General features: G+C 63.4%; 25 protein-coding genes. 15 read left to right on the top strand and 10 right to left on the bottom strand.

Annotated features, from left to right (window positions below; translation table 11 throughout):
• Positions 1 to 12 precede the first annotated feature (12 nt).
• From LQ956_RS03140 to phaP, 5 genes are all read left to right on the top strand, one after another.
• Positions 13 to 498: an Hcp family type VI secretion system effector gene (locus LQ956_RS03140; RefSeq protein ID WP_238620644.1), complete on the top strand. Its 486-nt coding sequence runs from the start codon at positions 13 to 15 to the stop codon at positions 496 to 498.
• 71 nt (positions 499 to 569) lie between these two features.
• Positions 570 to 2357 carry a type VI secretion system baseplate subunit TssF gene (tssF, locus tag LQ956_RS03135; RefSeq protein ID WP_238629375.1) on the top strand — a complete coding sequence of 596 codons (1788 nt, stop codon included), beginning with the start codon at positions 570 to 572 and terminating at the stop codon, positions 2355 to 2357.
• Between the two features lie 59 nt (positions 2358 to 2416).
• Positions 2417 to 3238 carry a type VI secretion system baseplate subunit TssG gene (locus LQ956_RS03130; RefSeq protein WP_238629374.1) on the top strand — a complete coding sequence of 274 codons (822 nt, stop codon included), beginning with the start codon at positions 2417 to 2419 and terminating at the stop codon, positions 3236 to 3238.
• Complete coding sequence (locus LQ956_RS03125) at positions 3232 to 5292, top strand: type VI secretion system Vgr family protein (RefSeq protein WP_238629373.1); 2061 nt, start codon at positions 3232 to 3234, stop codon at positions 5290 to 5292. Before LQ956_RS03130 ends, LQ956_RS03125 begins: the two co-directional genes overlap by 7 nt.
• Before the next feature lie 376 nt (positions 5293 to 5668).
• Positions 5669 to 6145 carry a TIGR01841 family phasin gene (phaP, locus tag LQ956_RS03120; RefSeq protein ID WP_238620641.1) on the top strand — a complete coding sequence of 159 codons (477 nt, stop codon included), beginning with the start codon at positions 5669 to 5671 and terminating at the stop codon, positions 6143 to 6145.
• A 72-nt stretch (positions 6146 to 6217) separates the two neighbouring features.
• On the opposite strand, the gene LQ956_RS03115 is transcribed toward phaP, so the two are convergent.
• The 3 genes from LQ956_RS03115 to LQ956_RS03105 are packed head-to-tail and all read right to left on the bottom strand — an operon-like array spanning position 6218 to position 9437.
• Entirely contained in the window at positions 6218 to 6976 is a 759-nt protein-coding gene (locus LQ956_RS03115; protein WP_238620640.1) for a sulfite exporter TauE/SafE family protein, read from the bottom strand.
• A gap of 57 nt (positions 6977 to 7033) precedes the next feature.
• Positions 7034 to 7978 (bottom strand): DUF1028 domain-containing protein, encoded by a 945-nt coding sequence (locus LQ956_RS03110; protein WP_238620639.1) that lies wholly within the window; start codon positions 7976 to 7978, stop codon positions 7034 to 7036.
• Between the two features lie 16 nt (positions 7979 to 7994).
• A complete protein-coding gene (locus LQ956_RS03105; protein WP_238620638.1) occupies positions 7995 to 9437 on the bottom strand; it encodes a DUF294 nucleotidyltransferase-like domain-containing protein in 1443 nt (480 codons plus the stop codon).
• Between the two features lie 191 nt (positions 9438 to 9628).
• Between LQ956_RS03105 and LQ956_RS03100 the strand changes: the two genes are divergently transcribed.
• Both LQ956_RS03100 and LQ956_RS03095 read left to right on the top strand, forming a co-directional pair.
• Positions 9629 to 10342, top strand: coding sequence for a cytidylate kinase-like family protein (locus LQ956_RS03100; RefSeq protein ID WP_238620637.1), 714 nt, complete (start codon positions 9629 to 9631; stop codon positions 10340 to 10342).
• Positions 10339 to 10803, top strand: a complete 465-nt coding sequence (locus tag LQ956_RS03095) for a F0F1 ATP synthase subunit epsilon (RefSeq protein ID WP_238620636.1) — start codon at positions 10339 to 10341, stop codon at positions 10801 to 10803. The genes LQ956_RS03100 and LQ956_RS03095 overlap by 4 nt, the downstream gene beginning before the upstream one ends.
• Here the strand turns inward: LQ956_RS03095 and LQ956_RS03090 are convergent.
• From LQ956_RS03090 to LQ956_RS03070, 5 genes are all read right to left on the bottom strand, one after another.
• Positions 10800 to 11780, bottom strand: coding sequence for a M14 family metallopeptidase (locus tag LQ956_RS03090; protein WP_238620635.1), 981 nt, complete (start codon positions 11778 to 11780; stop codon positions 10800 to 10802). The two genes, LQ956_RS03095 and LQ956_RS03090, sit on opposite strands and share 4 nt — an antisense overlap.
• Positions 11781 to 11812: 32 nt before the next feature.
• Complete coding sequence (locus tag LQ956_RS03085; RefSeq protein ID WP_238620634.1) at positions 11813 to 12319, bottom strand: DinB family protein; 507 nt, start codon at positions 12317 to 12319, stop codon at positions 11813 to 11815.
• 19 nt (positions 12320 to 12338) lie between these two features.
• Entirely contained in the window at positions 12339 to 12728 is a 390-nt protein-coding gene (locus tag LQ956_RS03080) for a DUF3775 domain-containing protein (protein WP_238620633.1), read from the bottom strand.
• Between the two features lie 77 nt (positions 12729 to 12805).
• Entirely contained in the window at positions 12806 to 13108 is a 303-nt protein-coding gene (locus LQ956_RS03075) for a DUF2288 domain-containing protein (RefSeq protein ID WP_238629372.1), read from the bottom strand.
• A gap of 22 nt (positions 13109 to 13130) precedes the next feature.
• Complete coding sequence (locus tag LQ956_RS03070; protein ID WP_238620631.1) at positions 13131 to 13520, bottom strand: thioredoxin family protein; 390 nt, start codon at positions 13518 to 13520, stop codon at positions 13131 to 13133.
• A 156-nt stretch (positions 13521 to 13676) separates the two neighbouring features.
• On the opposite strand from LQ956_RS03070, the gene LQ956_RS03065 reads away from it, so the two are divergent.
• The 4 genes from LQ956_RS03065 (at position 13677) to LQ956_RS03050 (ending at position 16440) form a co-directional block, all read left to right on the top strand.
• Positions 13677 to 14042 carry a hypothetical protein gene (locus tag LQ956_RS03065; RefSeq protein WP_238620630.1) on the top strand — a complete coding sequence of 122 codons (366 nt, stop codon included), beginning with the start codon at positions 13677 to 13679 and terminating at the stop codon, positions 14040 to 14042.
• An 88-nt stretch (positions 14043 to 14130) separates the two neighbouring features.
• The gene (locus LQ956_RS03060) at positions 14131 to 14469 is read left to right on the top strand and encodes a PepSY domain-containing protein (protein ID WP_238620629.1); all 339 of its coding nucleotides are present in this window, start codon (positions 14131 to 14133) and stop codon (positions 14467 to 14469) included.
• A 4-nt stretch (positions 14470 to 14473) separates the two neighbouring features.
• The gene (locus LQ956_RS03055) at positions 14474 to 15160 is read left to right on the top strand and encodes a response regulator transcription factor (protein ID WP_238629384.1); all 687 of its coding nucleotides are present in this window, start codon (positions 14474 to 14476) and stop codon (positions 15158 to 15160) included.
• Positions 15157 to 16440, top strand: coding sequence for an ATP-binding protein (locus LQ956_RS03050; protein WP_238620628.1), 1284 nt, complete (start codon positions 15157 to 15159; stop codon positions 16438 to 16440). The genes LQ956_RS03055 and LQ956_RS03050 overlap by 4 nt, the downstream gene beginning before the upstream one ends.
• 37 nt (positions 16441 to 16477) lie before the next feature.
• Here LQ956_RS03050 and LQ956_RS03045 read toward each other — a convergent pair whose 3' ends face one another.
• Both LQ956_RS03045 and LQ956_RS03040 read right to left on the bottom strand, forming a co-directional pair.
• Positions 16478 to 16777: a hypothetical protein gene (locus tag LQ956_RS03045; RefSeq protein ID WP_238620627.1), complete on the bottom strand. Its 300-nt coding sequence runs from the start codon at positions 16775 to 16777 to the stop codon at positions 16478 to 16480.
• Positions 16778 to 16829: 52 nt separating this feature from the next.
• Positions 16830 to 17984 (bottom strand): alkaline phosphatase family protein, encoded by a 1155-nt coding sequence (locus LQ956_RS03040; RefSeq protein ID WP_238629371.1) that lies wholly within the window; start codon positions 17982 to 17984, stop codon positions 16830 to 16832.
• Positions 17985 to 18104: 120 nt separating this feature from the next.
• On the opposite strand from LQ956_RS03040, the gene greB reads away from it, so the two are divergent.
• The 4 genes from greB to LQ956_RS03020 are packed head-to-tail and all read left to right on the top strand — an operon-like array spanning position 18105 to position 20512.
• On the top strand, positions 18105 to 18605 hold the full coding sequence (gene greB, locus LQ956_RS03035; RefSeq protein WP_238629370.1) for a transcription elongation factor GreB: 501 nt from the start codon (positions 18105 to 18107) through the stop codon (positions 18603 to 18605).
• 54 nt (positions 18606 to 18659) lie between these two features.
• Positions 18660 to 18791, top strand: a complete 132-nt coding sequence (gene lptM / locus LQ956_RS03030) for an LPS translocon maturation chaperone LptM (RefSeq protein WP_008932911.1) — start codon at positions 18660 to 18662, stop codon at positions 18789 to 18791.
• A gap of 57 nt (positions 18792 to 18848) precedes the next feature.
• Positions 18849 to 20096: a diaminopimelate decarboxylase gene (gene lysA, locus LQ956_RS03025; RefSeq protein ID WP_238629369.1), complete on the top strand. Its 1248-nt coding sequence runs from the start codon at positions 18849 to 18851 to the stop codon at positions 20094 to 20096.
• Positions 20097 to 20128: 32 nt separating this feature from the next.
• Complete coding sequence (locus LQ956_RS03020; protein ID WP_238629368.1) at positions 20129 to 20512, top strand: RidA family protein; 384 nt, start codon at positions 20129 to 20131, stop codon at positions 20510 to 20512.
• The last annotated feature ends 43 nt before the right edge of the window (positions 20513 to 20555 follow it).

Genomic DNA, 20555 nt, shown 5'->3' with positions numbered 1-20555 from the left:
AGACAGTGCCACATGCCGATTCCCGCCTATATGAGCCTGCGTGACGACCAGGGTGCCCTCGTGGAAGGTCCGGTACAGATCACGGGGCGCCGCCACACGGTGGAAGTGCTGCAACTCGATCACGAGATCCGCATCCCCACCGATTCGGATACGGGCGCCCTGACCGGTACCCGAAAGCATGAGCCCCTGCGCTTTACCAAGACCTTCGACAAGGTATCCCCCTATCTTTACAAGGCCTGCAGTAATGGCCAGACCCTCAAGGAAGTGGTCATCAGCTGGTACCGCATCGATGACAGCGGTTCGGAGCGGGAGTACTTCCGCCACCGCCTGGAAGATGTGAAGGTGACCTCGGTCAAACCGGTGATGCACAACGTCAAGGAACTGGATAAGGAACGCTACCCCCACCTGGAGCAGGTTGCCCTACGCTATGGACGCATTACCTGGACCTACGTGGACGGCAACATCGAGTTCCAGGACTCATGGGTGGAAAATCGCTGAATCAGGCATCAGCCCGCCTGGACCCATTGGAACCGGGTCCAGGCATGAATTCGGCGCGGCAAGGAAACGCAATGCAAGACTCACAGGACCTGTTTGCCCCGTTGACCACACCCGGTGCGGGCCTCAAGGGGCATTTCGACGAAGAATTGCTGCTTTTGACCGAAGCGGCGGCCGAGTTTGCAAGGGCCTATCCGCACCAGGCGCACGCCCTCAGCCTGGATGATCCGCGGACCAGAGACCCCCGTGTGGAGCGGCTGTTCCAGGGTATGGCCTTTCTTGCCGCCCTCATCCGGCAGCGGCTGGATGAAGAGCAGCCGGACGTCTGCGCAGGGCTGCTCACCCGCCTCAGACCCGAGGCCCTGCGTCCGTATCCGGCCTGTACGGTACTGCAACTGGCGCAGCAACATCGGCGCCGACAGGCATTCACCCTCTCGGCCGGTACTCTGGTGCAGAGTCCACCGGTGGGGGCCGAGCAAACGTGCTGCCGTTTCCGGACCCTCTGGCCGGTCACCTTCCAACCCGTGCATCTGGAGGCCGTCGAGTATCGCCGTGAGGGGATAAAGGGCGGGTGCTTGATCCTGGATCTGGCGCTGCACGAACCCCATGATCCGGACCAACCCTTGCCCACGGCGCTGGATCTGCATGTGCCCGAAGACGGCGATGCGGACATGTCCCTGCTGGATCACCTGGTGACCGCCACCGACTCGGTGCATCTACTGGAAGATCCGTCGCAGGGCATTCGTGAAATGGCCTTCGGCGACCAGGCCGGCATCCACCCTTCCTACGCCCTTTGGCAATACGGAGTAAGGCCTGAATTCCGGGAAACGGCCTTTCCAGGATTCAATCTGCTGCAGGATTTTTTCCATTTCAAAGACCGGTTCCGTTTCATCACCCTGCACCTTGGCCAAAGCTGGCAGCTGCCCCGCAACACCCGCCGGTTCCGTCTGGGGATTGTCCTCGGACGCAGACTGCCCGGCTCTCCCTCACGCTACCGTCACGCCCTGCGCCTTCATTGTGTGGCAGCGGTCAACCTCTTCGAGCAGGATGCCGAGCCTCTGGTAAGGGACCCACGGCGAGCTGAATATCCGCTGACCGTGGACAACCGCCGGCCGGAATCCCTGCAGATCTACCGGGTGGAACAGGTGCAGGGGATGGACTCCGTCACCGGACAGCGGCGGCGGTATCCGCTGATGTTTTCCGAAACCCTGCCGGAAGTCGAGCAGGGAGGCTATGAGCCCCTGGTGCACACCGACGTGACCGGTCATACCCGCATCCGGCTGGGACTGGACCCGGCACAAGCCCCTCGCCACGAAACCCTGTCCTGCCGGGTGCTGGCCCACAACGGCCACTATCCCCATGACCATATCGCGGCCGGAACTCCGCTTGAGGCCGTGCGTGATCCTGGTACCGGCCTGAGCATCTCCGCCTTGTCCAGGCCCGGTCGGCTCTATCCGCCTCCAACTCGGGGGGACTGGCGCTGGACCCTGATCAGGCAGGTTTCCATGCAGCAGGGCGGTCTACGGTCCACTGAAGACCTGAGCCAGTGGCTGGACATGCTGGACTGGACCCGAGACCCGCTCCGGCGGAAGCTGCCGACAGGCATCCTGGACCTGGAAGCGATCCCTTTCACCCGCTGGCGCCGGGGTGCATTGCACGTCGGGCAAGCGCTCACCCTGGCCGTCGATCTCGCGGTCTTTGCCGGCAGGGCGGAAGCAGCTTTGCTGGGACAGGTACTGGCCTTTGCCCTGTCAATGCAGGCCCCCATTCATCAGGGGGTCCGCCTGCGCCTCAAGGCTCGCCCCGGCGGCCAGGACATCACTTGGCCCGCACCCCCTGATCACCCACCCATACCGCAATGAGCCTGCCGACTCACCCATATCATGCCTTCGGGCTGCCGGAACTGCTACGAATCCTGACGATGTCCGCTGAAAGGCCCCCGTCAGCCATCACCAGTGCCGATCTGGACTTCCCCGCCACCCCCGTGCGCCGTGCTCAACGGGAAGGGGCAGTTCACAGGATCGAAACCGTTTTTCCGGGCCTCCGGGGTCCCCTGTCTCCCTTGCCGCTGGAAGACCTGGAAGGTCTCTGCCGTCAGGACCCTGATGCGGAGGCCCTACGCGCCTTCCTGGATCTCTTCGATCGGCGTTTTCATCAACTGCTGCTGGCGACCTGGCGGACGCCAAGAGCCTATCTGTTCACGTGCATGGAGGCGCCGCCTCCCTTGCTGCGCTATCTGGACGCATTGAAGCCATCAGGGATGCCCACGGCACCGGGCCTGAAGGCCAGGATCATGCGGATGCTGGACCACCTGGGAATGACGGGGCTAGAAGTGACCCTCCATACCTTCCGTTACTGTCGGCGCCCCCTACCCGAGACCACCCGCCTGGGCTCCCTCGACGGTACCTGCCTGGGCCGGGATGCGGCCCTTGGAGAAGAAGTCCGAGTCCCCGAGGGATTACGCATCCTCATCGGTCCCCTGACACCCGGCCAGGCCGTCGCGCTGTACGCGGGACGTGTCGGACTTACCCGGGAGATCCGGGCCTATCTGGGGCCGTTCACCCCGTTCCAACCGGTAATGCAAATGACACCGGAGCAACCACGGGGCCTGGGTAACGGTGATCTCTATCTGGGTTTGAGCACGCCACTGGGCGAATGCCGGGGTTCCCATGAAGCACGCCTGATCCCCCTGCCGCAGCAACCGATTTCCGGCATCGAACGGGGAGATCGACACCCATGCTGAACACCGCGCCGCCGCAACCCCCGATGCCTCTACGTCACCGACTGAAGATCCCGACCTGTCCCGAACCGCAGCCGGAGGTCCTCACGCTCAGCTGGCGCGACTACGGTCTGTCCAGGTCCTATCGGATCACCGTGGACTGCCTTGCAACGGTGCCTTTGTCTTCTGCGTTCGTTCTGGGATGTCGTGCCGCCCTCATGCCGGGCGGGAGGACGCGGTCCGTCCACGGCATCATCACCGGGCTGGATGACCTCGAGAGCGGACCCGCGGGCCACCACTGCCAGCGGGTGCACCTGGAATCTCCCTTGGGCCCCTTGGCCCGCTCCCGCCATCAGCGGGTCTTCACTCGCCTGACCGTACCGCAGGTCCTGGAGCGCGTCCTGATCGGCCACGGCTGGCGCCCGGGGGACTGGCGCATGGTTTGCGGTGAGGGGTATCCCGTCCGCCCCTTCATCGCCCAGGTGGACGAAGATGATCTTGCCTTCCTGTCTCGCCTCATGGCTTTCGAAGGGTTGCATTATCGCTTCGAACAGGGCGCTGAGAAGGCCGTCCTGGTGATTTCGGACGATTCTCGCAGGGCAGCTGAGGGCGAGATGCGAACACTGCGCTACGAGCCTCTGAAGGGCGAGGTCCGTGGTTTCCACACCATTCATCGGCTCATGCCCAGGACCCGGCTGTTACCGACATCGATCACACTGCGGGATCACGATCCCGATCAACCGGGGACGCCGGCCCCCGTCCATGTCCGCAGCAATGGTGATCTGCCGGGTGCCGGCAAGGAAGAACACTGGGGAACGGGGTTTCACCAACTTCGCGAAGGAGAAAGGTTGGCGCAGCTGCGCCTGCAGGCTCTGGAGTGCGACCGCCTTCAAGTCCGCATCCTCACGGACTGTACCGACCTGGAACCCGGTCAACGGCTGTCCGTCGCGGGTTATCCCGGTCAGGACTTCAATCGCGTCTACGTGATCGTCCGTGTGGATCTGGACGCAACCCAGGCCCACGCATTGCCCATGGGGGGGACAGGCGGACACACACCGGATCTGCGGGTGAAGGTGGATCTTCTGCCCCTGGAACAGCCCTTCCGGCCCCGTTATCGGCCTCATCGTGTCCATGGCCGTCTGGCGGCACGGGTGGATGGAAATCCTGGTGAGGGTCCCCTGCTGGATGACCAGGGTCGTTATTGGCTGCGCTTTGACTTTGACGGTGGTGCCCATGCCGTGGCTGAAGCCAGTGCACCGGTGCGGCTGCTGACCCCCTATGCAGCCCCTGGTGGCGGGGGGTTTCATTTTCCGCTGCACCCCGGCACCGAAGTGCTGGTGGGGTTTGAAAACAGTGATCCTCACCGTCCTGTGATCCTTGGTGCCTTGCCCAATCGTGATCAGCCTTCTCCCGTCAACGCAGATAACCCCGGGCAGAATCTGTTGCGTACCCCGGCAGGTAACGAACTCTGCCTAGACGACCGGACCGGGAACGAACAACTCCGGCTGGCCACCCGGGACGGGGATCTGCACCTCACCCTGGATGCCACACAGGATGCCCACAGGCTGATTCTGGAAAGCCGCCACGGAGAAATGCACTGGCTCTCGGGCAGGGCCATGCACCTGAAAATCGGTGCCGATCAGCAGGTGGAGATCGGGGGTGATCAGAAGGTCGAGGTACAGGGAGACGCCTTGTTGATCACGGAATCCGGAGAGATCCGTCATCAGGCGGCAGACAACCTGTTGCTGGAGGCGGGAGAAAACCTTCAATTGCTGGCGCGACAGGGGGATTTTCTGCAGCGCAGTGAGGGCGCCATGACACTCAACTCTGCCAACGATCTTGAACTGGTCTCGGAACAGGGGCATCTCCGATGCCGCGTTCTTCAGGGAGATGCGGGATTTCACGTGATGGGGGAAATGCTGTGGAAAACTGCGGCCGGCGGAATACAGATCGGTGATGGTATGGCCGGCATTCGGATCACCGCCGGTGGCGATGTCGTGATCCAGGGTCGGGAGGTCCGGATCGAAGCCGAGACCATTCGTATGGATGCGGATCGCATTTCCCAGAATGGCGCCTGAGGTGTGGATGAAGCGGTGTGCCTTTACTATCAATTTTTTAAAAATCTTTTAAATAACAATAATAAGGGCGGGGGTCTGCAGGGGAAAAAAACGTTAAATATTAAATTTTTCAACAAGTTGTACACAGAATGCGTTGTGTGGAACCGTAGGGGAAACCTTCGCGGAAAATGTGTATGGATTGTGGATAAGTTTGTGGATGAAGTTTATTCACGGGTTCGAAACAGCTTATCCACAGTGTTGCCACACGCCGATGACAATCTGTTTTTCCGTGAAAATGGGCCAGGACCCTCACGCGGACCCGATGCGTTAGGCTAAGCTCTAGCGATGGAGGGTCAGCCTTGCATCCACCCTGCAACCAGAGAAGGAGATCGCAGCCATGCCGCAAGAGAAAAACCCGTTCGATATGTCCGAGCTGATGAGACTCATGGATCCGCAGCGCTACATGGATCAGATGAACGAGTTCATGAAGCAGTTCAAGATCCCGCACATGGACATGTCCGCATTGATGGAGGTGCAGAAAAGGAATGTGGAAGCCATGATGGCGGCCAATCGGGCGATGATGGAAAGCAGTGAGTCCCTGATGAGGCGTCAGACGGAGATGCTGGCCCAGGCCATGAACGAGACCACGGAAATGACCCGTGCCATAGGCGAGTCAAAACAGGATGATCTGCCGGTGAAACAAGTAGAGATGGTGGGCAAGGTTTATGACCGCATGAGCAGTCATACCCGGGAGACCTTTGAGTCCATGCGGCTGGCCCAGGAATCGGCTATGGAGCGGCTTGATCAGCGCTTCCGGGAACTGTTGCAGGAACTCAAGGACATGTCCGTCAAAAAGGATCAGGAAAAGATGTGATTTTCGTCAGGATGGCCCCCGGAGCGTTTTGCATGGCGTCTTCCGGGGGCCATCCCTTGGTCAATCCCTTGGTCATCCCAACTCGCGGAAAAATTGGACCACCAGCAGGATGCACAATACCCACAGCAGAGCTTTGAGCCACCCCCGATAGGTCTCCGCCGCCACCCTCTCCCGTATCCACATGCCGCCGCGCAATCCGATCAGGGCGGCAATGCCCAGGGGCAGGGAGATCAGCAGCAGGTCCAGCCCCAGCATGCCGAGGAAGGCGAAGGTGATGGCCTGGGTCCCCTTGCCCAGCAGGAAGCACAGGTTGATGGCCTGGACCAACACCACCGGTGCGAGTCGCAGTTCCAGGAAATAGATCATCATCACCGGGCCACCGACGTTTACGGTGCCCCCCAGCAGGCCTCCCAGCAACCCGGCCCCGGCACCACTGGCACGGGGATGACGCCCGATCCAGCGCCAGTCGATACGCTTGATGCGGTCGGACACCAGGTAGAGCACCACCGTGGCCGCCAGCAGCAGACGGAAGGGGTTGGGGTCCATGGCCACCAATACCAGGGTGCCCAGCGCCGATCCCACCAGCATCCACATGGCCACCGGCCAGAACCGGCTCACGCTGTTGAGCCAGTTGCCGCCCCGCACCAGACTCCAGACGTTGACCGCGATATTGGGGGCCAGGGTGAGCAAAATGGCGGTCTTGACGTCGGTGATCAGTGCCAGGATGGGGGTGGCGATCATCGGGAACCCCAGCCCGAAGGCGCCATGGACCAGGCCGGCGATCAGGGTGACCAGCAGGGCGATGAGGATTTCTTCAGTACCGAATGTCATGCCTTGACGTGCTCAGGATATGGCAGGGGAGCAGGATGATCGTGGTCGGGGTACGCCTCAGGGCGTGCCGTCTTGCGGTGGGAGCAGCCGCTCGATCAGCGCCGGATCATCGGGTAAAAAGCAGCTTTTTGCCACCCTTTTCAGGAGCAGGGACCAGTGAGGGGCGCGCTGGAACAGCGCCCCGAGCAGTGCCCGGGCCTCGGCTTCATGGCCGGCGTTGATCAGGGCCACGGATCGCCAGAAGATGAGTTCATCCTCTTCCGGGGCCAGTGCCTCGGCACGGGTGAAGGCCTGGATGGCTCTATCGTATTCCCCATGCCGCAGGTGATGCCCACCCAGGGTATTGAATTCGTAGGCTTCCTTGAGGATGACAAGGCGCTTCAGCTCTCGGACGGGGGTGGGGTGGTCCTCCACCCGCAGGTCCAGGATGGTGTCCTGGGCCGGGTCTCCGGTGGCCTTGCCGCTGACCACCATCATGGCGGCGGAACGTCGTCCTCGCAGGTCGCCGCCCTTGGCCTGGGCGGCCTCCAGGGCACTGATCAGGCGATGGGGAAAATCACCTTCGGCGGCCTCGTAGGCCCTTCCCATGGCCGCCCAGGTGCCGTCATTGAGCAGCATGTTGCCAAGGCACGCGTACTCATCCCCCAGGCAGTGACCTGCCTCGTCGATGCACAGGCGGCCGGTATGGACCACCACGTCGCCCCGGGTGTCGATCATGGCGGCCTGGCGGTAATCCATGTGGTGGTCCCGGGCCAGCAGTCGGCGCAGGGCTTCGCCGGCACTGGCGCCGTCCCGCATCAGGCGCAGGCCTTCGGCGGCATAGATGAGCTTGGCAAAGGACTGTATGGTGCCGGCACCCACGCCCGCCCTGGCGAAGGGGGCGACGCTGCCCACGGCAAAGTGGTGGGACTGCACCGCCACACCGAGCTGACCGCTGGTAGGGTCACGCGCCACAATGGAATAGGTGGCGACGGGGGGCTGGGCGGGTGGGGGGGAGGGCATCCGGTCAGCCCGGCCGTCAGCGCAGCAGGTTGAGGTTGAAGTGGCCGCTGATGAAGCTCTGGAACTTGCTGACATCCTCGAAGGCGATCTTCAGTTTCACCTGCTCCATCTGGCTCAGCTGCTGCAGGGCCGCACAGTTGTCCGGCTTGTTGCCCCGTTCCACGGATCGGACCTGGGCACGCAGGCGCATCAGCACCAGAAAATCAAAGCTTTCCTGCAGATCCCCGGCCTGATCCTGCTTCAGCACCCCCTGTTTCACCAAAGCCTTGAGGCGCTGGTGGGTGCCGCCGTCCAGGGCGTTCAGCTCCAGCGCGAGGGCCTTGATGCCGTCGGTGATGGCGAAGATGCCGCCCTTCTTCAGGTCCACTTCCCCCCGGGGTGCGCCCTGGGTACCGGTCTTGATCTTGCCCAGCCAGCCCAGGGGTGGGGCGAAACGGATCATGTTCTCCGCCATGCGCATGATGAACAGTCGGTTTTCCGCCAGACGGTGGTAGATGTGGGCCTTGAGTTTGCGCTCTAGGGAGGCATCGCCGTAAAGGGTGCGGATGTCGGCGAACATGCTCACATTGGGGATGTTCTGGGGGCTGGGGGTGGTGAGCCATTGGTCCAACTCCTTGTACCAGCCGGACAGGCTGCGCCGCCAGGCAGGATTGCTGGCCATGATGCCGCCGGGGCAGGGGGGGACACCGATCTCGATGAGGTGATCGATGAGCACCTTGGAAAAGGCTTCGATCCGCTTGATCTCGTCATCAGAGAGATCGTCGGCATGGACGATGGCATTATCCTGGTCGGTGGACAGGGTCTGCTCACTGCGACCTTCGCTGCCCATCACCACAAAGGCAAAACCCTTGGGCAGATCGGGGAAGTGGCTCTCCCTGACCAAGTGGATCAGGCGCAGCAGGATCTGGTCATTGAGATGGGCGATGAGCTTGACCAGGTCCTGGATACCGGTGGTGGTGCCGCTGAGTCGCACCACCAGATCCTGAATCCGGGTGTGCAGGACCTTGAGGTCCTCGGGCGTCCCGGCCTTCTCGATGTCCCGTACCAGTTGATGGGGTGAGTGATTCTGCATGCGCAGGATGTCCGTGTCGGTGATGATCCCGTTGAGGGCGCCGTCATCATCCACCACCACCAGGCGGTGGATGTGTTGCCGTGACATCCGGTACAGCGCCTCGTAGAGTACGTCTTCTTCACGGATGGTGGTCAGGGGGCTGTTCATCACGTCCGCGACCTTGAAGGAAACCGGGTCACGTCCCGACGGCACCACCTTGTTCCTCAGGTCCCGGTCCGTGATGATGCCGATGGGGGCACCGGCGTCATCGCAGACCACCACGCTGGAGATGTTCTTCTCCTTCATTACTTTTACCACATCAACGAGCCCTTCGCCGGGCCGGCAGGTCACCACCTGACGCTGGCAGATCTCGCCCACGGGGCGAAAGAATTGGTTCTCGTCGTTCATGCTCGATTGTCCTTCGCCGGAACCCTGGCCGGCATTTTGGGTAGATAGACGCTGCTGGGGGGCTTGCCGCAGGTGATTAGAGGCGATGCCGGTCCCGGTTTATGTACGGTGCCTGGCCGGGCTGATGGTTTTGTTCATGTCAAGCCGAGTAACATGGGAGGACATCCGGAGACTGACTGAAGGTGCCCCGCATGCAGCATGATGTGAATGATCTCATCCAGCGTTACATCCGGTCGCAGACCTATGACAAGGATACTTCAGGTCGTGGCGGCCCCGGTGCCATGCCGCTGGTGGCCATGGCCCGTGACTACGGAGCGGGGGGGGAGGAGATCGCCATGATACTGGCCCGCGAACTCAAAGTATCCTATTTCGATGAGGTCCTGCTGGAGCGGCTGGCCAAGCACACGGAACAGGATCAGGAATTGCTCAGGGAACTGGATGAAAAGGTATCGGCTTGGAAGAGCACCTGGGTCTATTCGGTGCTGTCCGGAGACGCCTACTTCATGAGTACCTACCGCAAGGCATTGGTGAATGTCCTGTTGGCCATCAGCGCGGAGGGGGGAGTGATCATGGGCCGCGGGGGGCACGTGTTCCTGCGCGACCGGGCGGCTTTCCGCGTACGGATCTGCGGCTCCCCGCGGCATTGTGCTCGGCGAGTCGCCGAGAAGGAGGGGTTATCCGAAGATGAAGCCCGGGAAAAGGTGGAAACCATCAACCAGCAGCGTCAGCAGTTTCTCTGGAGTCTGATCCAGCGACGTACCAATGATCCGACCCAGTTCGACCTGACCATCAATACCGACAAGCTCCATGATTGGGACAAGGTGGCTACCATGATCCTGTCGGCGATGAAGGATGTGGGTCTGTCCCGACCCGCACACGCACCCAGGGGGAGCAGCAGACCGTGACCGTGTCGAGCATGCCGCGCAACGGCGCCACCATGATTCTGGATATCGTCAGTGCCGAGGAACGACTGTATTCCGGAGAGGTCCACCAGGTCTGCATCATGGGCGTCAACGGTGAGTTGGGGGTCTTTCCCCGTCATTCGGCGCTGCTGACGCCTATCCTTCCGGGCGTCGTACGTTTCATTCCGGTCGGGTCCGGGGAAGAAGAGTACCTCTATGTCTCCGGGGGCATGCTGGAAGTCCAGCCCGGCGGGGTGATCGTGCTGGCGGACACGGCCATGCGCTGCGAGGATATCGACGAGGAGGCTGCCCACGAGGCCAAGTGCCGGGCGGAGGACATCATGCAGAACAGCGTGCTTTACACCGACCGCGACGAGGCCCACGCGGTCCTGCTGCAGGCCATGGCTCAGCTGGCGGTGGTGGAGAAGGCGCGCAAGAAGCGTGGCAAGCGCAACGGCGGTTAGACCGTTCTCATCCGTTCGCTGGCTTCGGCCAGATAGAACCACTCGTTGCCCGGCAGGGCATTGGGGTTGGGGAAGACGATGAAGCCGTCCGCCGGTGCCGACACCGAGGTGCCGTCATGGCGTCGACCGATCTCATCCCCCTTGCGGATCGGATCGAAACTGGTCCAGTCCCGGGAGAACCGGTCTTCCGGGTGATCCCGATCGATCACCTCCACCAGCTTCAGTACTTCCAGGCCCTGCCCCGGGGGCGCCGCCGGCAGGCTGTCCACCAGTTGCAGGTGGGCGAGGGTATTGATAATGGCCTGATAGGCCACCGCGGGCGCCTCCGGGGCCTCGTGCTGACCACATTCCAGGGTGAGGGCATAACCACCCCCGGCGCGCATGAACTCGGTGGTGCCGATGCCGTAGCTGGGGTCGGTGCTGAGCATCTGCGCCCGCAGGTCTGCATTGGGATTGCGCAGGCGCCGGGCTACGCCGCGGGCATAGGTGTCCAGCCAGCCCTCGACGATGCGCCGGGCTCCCAGGCGCCGGGCCAGCGCCTCCTCTTCGGCGGCGTGGGTGAAGGGCTCCAGCTCGCCGGCATTGTCCCGAGGACCCAGCATGACGAAGGGCTCTCCCGGGGTATGGAAGGAGTGCAGGTCCAGCAGTACGTCATGCCGGGCCAGCAGGGGCCCCAGGCGGTTGGCAATACGATCCTCAAAATCCAGCGGCGTGTCACTGATGCGGAAGTTGCGGTTGAGGTTGCGGTCCCCCATGCGCTGTCCGAGCTGGAAAGCCAGGGGATTGGTGACGGGTACGAAGGTCACCAGGCCACGGTCCAGGGTCAGCTTCCCGCTGTCCAGTTCCGCCATCACCCGCTCGATGCCCCGGGTGCCGCAGGTCTCGTTGCCATGCACCGCACCCAGCACGATGAGCCGCCCACCCGGCTCCAGGCCATGATAGGTGACGGAGCGGATCAGGGTCGGGAGATCGGTCATGGAACGTACCTGAAAGGATGATGTAACGGGGTTTACTCGACGATGCCGGGCATGGCACTGATATCCATGGGACCCATGGACACGCCGAGTTGGGACAGCAGGACGGTCATCCGACCCCGCTGCAGGGATTGATGATGCAGCATGCTGAGCAGGCAGTCCCCCAGCAGCAGGGTGCAGTCCCGCTGGCTTCGCTCGTGGCGGAAGCTGATCTGTCGGTCCAGGTTGGGGTAAGCCAGGTTCTGCACGAAATTCATGATCTCGCTGTCGGTCCGCAGGCGCTCGGTCCGCAGCAGGGCATATTCGGTATAGAGCACCTGGTCCGGGGTGCGGTGGACGTAGGGTTTGTTCAGCATGCGCCCGAGCCAGATCCGGTCACGCAGCAGCATCTGGTTGAGCAGGCCATGAATCGACCAAGCCTGCGGCCCCGAGATCTCGTGCTTGCGCTCTTCGTCGCGCAGGTCGTCACAGTAATCCAGGATCCGGGTATTGGACCAGCGGTTGAAGCGCGCCTGCAGGCGCATGCTGTAGAGGATGTCCATGGTGGGTCGTGGATCCCTGCTATTCGTCCTCGCAGGAATGGCCCAACATGGCCAGCCCTTCGGCCAGATAGTCGGCTCCCATGGGGGTGGCCAGCAAATAATCGGCGGTACGAGGTGTCCAGTTGTCCTTGGCCTCTTCCAGGGCTGCGTCCCATTCGTCCTCGGTGTAGTCACCCCGGCCCAGCCACATGAGGGCCACCAGGTTGGCCTGCAGTTCCGGTTCCAATTCGTCGATGGTGTTCTTGATCTCCAGATACACCGGGTTGTCCGCGTGTTCCGCCAGGGCCTCGTCGATCCAGCCATCGTTCTGGTTGTCGGGTTCCTCCGGAAACATTACGTCTTCCTGGGCATGGAATTCCCGAGCGTGGCTGATGATCCCGCAGACGAAGCGGGGGCTGAGCTGCATCATGGTTGCCTCCTCCTGTAAAGAGGTTACAAACCCCGATGATAACGGATCACGGGACGAACCGCAGGATGGGCGGGACGTCAGGGAGTGGATTCCTTGACCAGTACCCAGGGTGCGATCACCACGGCCTGGAACCGGGGTTGGCGGTGCTCCCAGCCGCGGGCGTGATCGATATCGGGTTGCTGTAGGGTGCCGGCCTTGAGCCAGGCCTCTACGGTGGCCTTGTCATCCTGAACCAGGGCCATGGCGGCTTCCAGCAGGTCCAGGGGATCGGTAACCGCCAACAGGGCACCGCGGGCGAAATGGGGCTGCAATTCAGGCCAGGTTATGGCGCCCATTTCACCTTGCAGATGGGCGCGCAGTGTGGCGGGGTCTTGATGCATGAGGGTTCCTGCAGGGGCGTGTTCAGCCGATGAAGGCGCGTACGATCTCTTCATTGCGGGTGCCCATGAGCACCTTCTCGATACGACCGTCACGGATCCGCATGAGGGTCGGGGTGCCCATGACCTTGAAGCGCCGGGCCATGTCCGGGCGACGGCTCACGTCGATGTCGATGATATCGGTCCGCTCGGACATGAGGGGATCAAGGATGGTCGATACCTCCTTGCACATGCCGCAACGGGGGCTGTGAAAGTAGAAGTACAGGGTCTCGTGGGCCTTTTGTTCCTCACTGATCAGATTACTCAGGTCCGGGGCCGGCCGCCCCTGCATGCCGCGGGTGCGATAGACGAGGGCGAACTGTCCCAGCAGGAACAGGGTGATGAGACTGATGATGATCCAGCCGATGCTATCCATGCCCCTTTGTATACCTGATTCACGGCTTCATGACGAGAGGTTCAGGCACCATTCAGGGGGTGGAGCGTATCAATGGAGCCATCGTCGGACACCGGCGACGGCCGGTCCGCAAGTCCGGGACCGGTCCGGAACCCTCCAGCAGAGGAGATTACAATCATGAAGCCTTTTATCCGCAGTGTGTGGGTCCTGGGTGCAGTCGGTGGACTGTTGCTGTTGCCCATGGCCGTGCAGGCCGGGCCGGGGCATACCTGGCATCCTGGTCACCAAGTACCACCGTCTCACATGCAGCCCGTGTCCAGGGGTGGCCCGCCGCCCTGGGCATCTGCCCATGGCTATCGGCAGGGTTACGGCGTCGGTTATCAGGACGGCTATCGCCAGGGGTATCGGGATGCCCGTGTCCCGCAGCGGGGACCGGGCCATTACCGGAGCCATTACCGGCCGCCGCCGCCTCCATACCCCGTTCATCATCGTGATGCCGGTGGGCGGGTGGACGTGAACGTCAATTATCGTTACCGCTTCTGACCCTCGTTTCAGGATCGGTCCCGCCCGGGTCAGGACCCATGCTCCCAGGGGCCTGACCCTGCCAACGGCTACTGGTACACTCGCACTCATGCAGCACTGGACCCGCCATCGCCATGCCCTGATCCCGGCCAAAGGTTCTGGATTGTGGCCGTGCCTGGCGTTGTCACTGTCAATGGCCTTCCCGGCGGGTGCCGCCACTTTGGTGGAGTCGTCCCGCGCCGCTTTTCTGTTTCCGGTGCAGGAACAGTCAAGCGAACTGTCTCTTGATGAAGCCGTGGCCCTGGTCCAGGCCGGCACCGGGGGGCGGGTCCTGTCGGCGGAGACCCAGACCCAGAACGGTCGCCGGGTGCATCGTATCCGCATCCTCACCGACGATCAGCGGGTGCGGAACATCCTGGTGGATGCCGTCACCGGTGAGTGGCGGTAAGCCCATGCGGGTGGTGGTCATCGAGGATGAAACCGCGCTGCAGACCCGGCTCAGGGAACGACTGGAGCAGGAAGGCTGGATGGTGGATACCAGCGGCGACGGGCGCGACGGTCTTTATCGGTTGCTGGAGTATCCGGCCGATGCGGCGGTGGTGGATCTGGGCCTACCCGGTTTGCCCGGCCTTGAGGTGATCCGCCAGGCACGGGCCGCGGGACGGCGTTTGCCCATCCTGATCCTGACCGCCCGCGGGCAGTGGCAGGAAAAGGTGGAAGGCCTGGAGGCCGGTGCGGATGATTATCTGGTCAAGCCCTTTCACATGGAAGAACTGATCGCCCGTCTCCGGGCACTGGCGCGGCGGGCCGCGGGGAGACCGGATGGCCGGCTTGCCTTCGGGCCGCTGGTGCTCGATACCCAGGCCCAGACCGTGACCATGGCCGGGCAATCGGTCAGTCTGACCACGTTTGAATACCGTCTACTGGAACATCTGGCCCGGCATCCCGGTCAGGTGATCTCCAAGCAGAGTCTCACCGACTACCTCTACCCCCATGACGAGGACCGGGACAGCAACGTGCTGGAGGTGCTCATCGGGCGCCTGCGTCGCAAGCTGGACCCGGAGAGCCGACTCAGTCCTATCGAGACCCTGCGCGGGCGGGGGTACCGTCTGGCCCTGCCTCCCGACCAGGAGACATGAACTCCCTGACCCTGCGGGTGAGTCTGATCGCCGCCCTGGTGGTGGCGGTCTTCGCCGTCGTGACCGCCCTGGCTCTGGATCGTGCATTCCGGGACAGTGCCGTCTATGCGGTGGAAGAGCGTCTGCAGGCCCAGCTGTTCCTGTTGATGGGTGCGGCTGAAGTGGACCCGGCCGGTCGGGTCAGCCTGCCGGAGCGCCTGCCCGAATCCCGACTCATGCTGCCGGATTCCGGACTCCATGCCCGTGTCGGCGATGACCTCGGCAGAACCCTGTGGCGGTCCCCTTCGGCCCTGGGAACCTACGGACTGCAACCGGATGACCGCGCCTTCGTGGCCCGCATGACCGTGGACTGGGAGACGCCCGGCGGCGTGGTGCCCCTGACCTTCACCCTGAGCGAGGACCGTTCCGGCCTTGAAGCCCAGCTGCGTACTTACCGGCGCAGCCTGTGGGGCTGGCTGGCGGTGCTGGCGGTGCTGCTGCTGGCGGCCCAGTCCCTGGCCCTGTATCTGGGCCTGATTCCGCTGCGCCGGGTGGCGCGGGAACTGCGCGCCATGGAGCAGGGAGAGCAGAGTGCTCTGACCGGGCGCTATCCGGTGGAACTCAAGGCTCTGACGGATAACCTGAATGATCTGCTGCGACAGGAGCGTGCCCAGCTGGCGCGTTACCGTGATGGCCTGGCGGATCTGGCCCATAGCCTCAAGACCCCGCTGGCGGTCCTGCGGGGCAGCCTGGAATCCCGTCATGACGAAGACCGGCGGCATGATCTTGAACAACTGGAACGCATGGACCGGATCGTGGCCTATCAGTTGCAGCGAGCGGCCACCGCCGGCCACCGGGCCCTGGCCGCTCCCATGGCAGTGGCATCGCTGGTGCAGCGTCTGGGCCGGACCCTGGACAAGGTCTATCCCGACAAGGGGGTGGTCTTTTTCGATGACGTATCAGCCGACAGCCGTTTCCGGGGTAACGAGGGGGATCTGATGGAGCTGCTGGGCAACCTCATGGATAACGCCTGGAAATACGGCCGCAGCCGGGTCAGGGTATCGTCGGCGACAGAAGGGCGATGGCTGGTACTGCGGGTGGAGGACGACGGCCCCGGCATCCCTGCGGATCAGGTTCCGGCCATCCTGGCTCGGGGTGGGCGCCTGGACGAAGGAGTGCCGGGACAGGGGATCGGTCTGGCGGTGGTGAACGAGATCGTCAGTGCCTACGAGGGGCGTCTGACCATCGGGACGTCGGAGGCCCTGGGGGGCGCCCGGGTGGAGATCCGGCTACCGGGATGATCATGCCCCTCTCCGGGGAGAGGGGCATGTGGCATCTTCAGGCCCTGCCCACATTCACGTCCGTGGGTGAATGGAAATAATCGCTGTCCCGGGCGTACTCTTCCAGATCCTTGAGCATGACCGCAAGGCGTTCCTCGGCCGTGCTGATGGTGGCGCACTGCTCACAGCGGGGGTCGCCGCAGGGCTGGCGTGTATACAGCCAGTAGTGAACCGCGCCCGCCAGCAAACCGTCGGCAATCTCCCACAGGTCGGCCTGGGGGTCGCCGTCGCTCAGGCGATTGGCCAGTTCCACGGTCTGGCTGGCGGCGCTGTCGAACAGGTTGGGGGCTTCTGACATGGCGGTGTCCTGTTCCAGTGGGTGACCGGCGATGATAGCACGGTCACCCCGCTCAGCAGACCGTCACCACCAGTGGGACTTCCAGTTCCTCGGGCGTCAGACCTCCGTGCACCCCCTTCATGTCGAAGGGTTTTTCCGTCAGCAACCGGTCCGAGACGATCCACCCCGGCTGCATCAGCAGGGCATAGTCCCCGATCCGCGCGGACAGCTCGGGGTGGGGCGTGCCCGGGCCGAACCAGCCTTCTTCCAGCAGTTCCGCGCTGGGGCGCAGGGTGCAGGCATGACCCAGCCGTTCCCTGACCAGCCGTTCGAACCGCTCATGCCGGCCATGGCGCACATAGGCCCAGGCCACCCGCGGCTCACCGCACAGGGGCAGGGTCAGACAGTCGGCGATCTCGGGATGGTCCGCCAGTATCAGTCGGTGTTCCACCGCCGTCATGCCGTGGTCGGCGGTGATGATCAGCAGGGTGTCGGTCCCCGCCAGGCGGGCGGCCAGGTTTGCCAGGGCCCGGTCGACTTCCTCCAGGTGCTTGCGGGTCTGGGGGGCGTCGGGGCCGTGGTAATGGCCGAGACTGTCCAGTTCCGACCAGTAGGCATAGACATACCGGTTGCCGTGCCGGCCCTTCACCGTCTGTTCCACCCGGTTCACCATGTCCTGCAGGCTGCTGAAGGGCAGCAGCCGGGCCCTGCCCCTGTGGGCCTTGTTGAAGGGGGTGTTGGCGATCTTGTTGGGGGCCACCATGGTGCTGGAAACCGGGATGCGGTTGAAGGTGACGTCATGGCCCAGCCACTTCAGGACATCCAGGCCTTCCACCCGATCATACCCGCTTCCGCCGTAGCGGGGTTTGCCGGGCAGTACCGCCAGTACCGTGCCCAGCTCACGAAAATGCACATGCCAGCCGGTGAGGCCATGCTGGGCCGGGGCATCGCCGGTGATGAAGGTGGTGATCCCGGTGGCCGTGGTGGTGGGAAAGACGGCATGGATGCCGGCGCGGCGATGCCCGTTGAGGAACGGGGCGGGGCGGGTCTTCAGGAACCCGTCACCCAGTCCATCCACCACCACCAGGACCACATGGCGATGCCGGCCTACTTCCTCGGGGGGCAGGGCACGCAGGGGACCGTGACAGGAGGGCGTGCCGCCCAGGCCGCTGATCAGGGAGGTCATCAGATTGGCCAGGCAATGACCCTGGTAATCGGGTGTCTGCATGGGGTTGTCCCGGAGGGGTATTCAGTTGATGGTAGACAGAGGGCGGACCACCATGCAAATCCCGCTCCCCGTCAAGGCGTTGTATGCTGTGGGGATGTCTTACGACGGATCCTTGAGCCCATGAGCCGCTGGCGCCCACCCGCACCCCGATCCTCGCCCCATATCACGCCCCAGGGCTATGCTGTTCTGGATGCAGAGCTGTCGGGCCTGTGGGGCCGCCGCGCCGATGTCACCCGTCATCTGGCCGCCGCCGCTGCGGAAGGCGACCGCTCGGAAAATGCGGAATACATCTACCGCAAGAAGGAACTGCGGGAGATCGATCGGCGGATTCGTTACCTGCAGAAGCGCCTGCCCGGCCTCAAGGTGGTGCGCGAGCCGCCGGCCGACCGGGGCAAGGTCTATTTCGGTGCCTGGGTGACGTTGCTGGACGAAGCGGACCGGGAGGTGGAATACCGTATCGTGGGTGCCGACGAGTTCGATCCGGACCGGGGCTGGATCAGTCTGGATTCTCCCGTGGCCCGCGCCCTGCTCGGCAAGGCCCTGGATGACGAGGTCAAGGTGCAGACCCCGGCGGGGGAGCAGCATTACGAGATCGTGAAGATCCGCTATGAAGTCGGGTGATCCCGCCCGATGCTATCATGCGGGTTGCCTGTGCAAAGATTGAGGAACCCCCCCATGCGCTTTTGCTGGTCCAACCTGATGCTGATCGGCGTGGTCGTGGTACTGGGCACCGCCAGCATGCTGGCCAGTTGCGGCCAGAAAGGCGACCTCTACCTGCCCCAGGAAGAGCGTCGCGCGGCGGACTGAGACCGCGTTTCCGACCTTGTTCCATTCCATGTCGCGTCGCGACGGACATACACCTCCATGGATCATTTCAACTATCACAACGGGGTCCTGCATGCCGAGGACCTGAGCCTGGAAGAGCTGGCGCAGCGTCACGGAACGCCGCTTTACGTCTATTCCCGGGCCACCCTGGAGCGTCACTGGCACGCGTTTGATCGCGCCCTGGGGGATCATCCCCATCTGGTGTGCTATGCGGTGAAGGCCAATTCCAGTCTGGCGGTACTCAACCTGCTGGCCCGGCTCGGGTCCGGGTTCGACATCGTCTCCGTCGGCGAACTGGAGCGGGTGGTGCGGGCCGGCGGTGATCCGGGCAAGGTGGTCTTCTCCGGCGTGGGCAAGCGGACCGACGAGATGCGCCGTGCCCTGGAACTGGGCATCCGCTGCTTCAACGTGGAATCGGCGGCGGAACTGGAGCGCCTCAATGCCGAGGCCGGTGCCCTGGGGGTGACGGCGCCGGTGTCCCTGCGGGTCAATCCGGACGTGGATGCCCAGACCCATCCCTACATCTCCACCGGGCTGAAGGAAAACAAGTTCGGCGTGGACGTGGCCGATGCCCTGGATCTCTATCGGCGGGCCGCGGCACTGCCGCACCTGAACATCATCGGCATCGACTGTCACATCGGTTCCCAGCTTACCCGCCTGGAACCCTTCGTGGACGCCTTGCGCCGGGTCCTGCACCTGGCCCGGACCCTGGAGGGCGAGGGCATCCGGCTCCATCATCTGGATCTGGGGGGCGGGCTGGGAATCCGTTACCGGGACGAGCATCCGCCCCTGCCCGAAGCGTATGCCCGGGCCATGCTGGAGGTGCTGCGGGATACCCATTACGAGATCCTGGTAGAACCCGGCCGGGCCATCGCCGGCAATGCCGGGGTGCTGCTCACCCGGGTGGAATACCTCAAGCCCACCCGCCACAAGCACTTTGCCATCGTGGACGCGGCCATGAACGATCTCATCCGGCCCTCCCTCTACAGCGCGTGGATGGACATCGTGCCGGTGCGTCCCCGGGGCGGCGAGGGCATCCCTTATGACGTGGTGGGTCCGGTCTGCGAAACCGGGGATTTCCTGGGCAAGGAGCGAACCCTCGACCTGGTAGCCGCAGACCTGCTGGCGGTGCGATCCGCCGGGGCCTACGGCTTCACCATGAGTTCCAACTACAACACCCGTCCCCGGCCTGCGGAGGTAATGGTGGACGGGGACCGGGACTGGCTGATCCATCGCCGCCAGACCCTGGACGAACTCCTGGCCGGGGAAACGCTGCTGCCCGGTTGATCCTCCACATCGACGACCAGAAGGAATCTTTCATGTCCCGTGAAATCATCGCCACCGACAAGGCCCCGCAGGCCATCGGCACCTACTCCCAGGCCGTGCGGGTGGGGTCCACCGTCTACCTGTCCGGCCAGATCCCCCTGGTGCCCGAGACCATGGACATGGTGGCAGGCCCCATCGAGGCCCAGATCCGCCGGGTATTCGACAACCTGCAGGCCGTGGCCGAAGCCGCCGGTGGCACCCTGGACGATATGGTCAAGCTCAATGTCTTCCTGACCGACCTGACCCATTTCCCCACCGTGAACCAGGTCATGGCCGAATACTTCCACGAGCCCTATCCGGCCCGTGCCGCCATCGGCGTTGCCAGCCTGCCCAAGGACGCCCAGGTGGAGATGGACGGGATCATGGATCTGTCCTGACGGAATCCGGCGGCCCCTCCTCCAGGGGGGGAGGGGCCATCAT

Source organism: Ectothiorhodospira lacustris (genome assembly GCF_022227845.1).
Taxonomy (GTDB): Bacteria; Pseudomonadota; Gammaproteobacteria; order Ectothiorhodospirales; family Ectothiorhodospiraceae; genus Ectothiorhodospira; species Ectothiorhodospira lacustris.
Note: the sequence above shows the minus strand (reverse complement) of the source record. Positions and strands in the feature narration are given on the sequence as shown.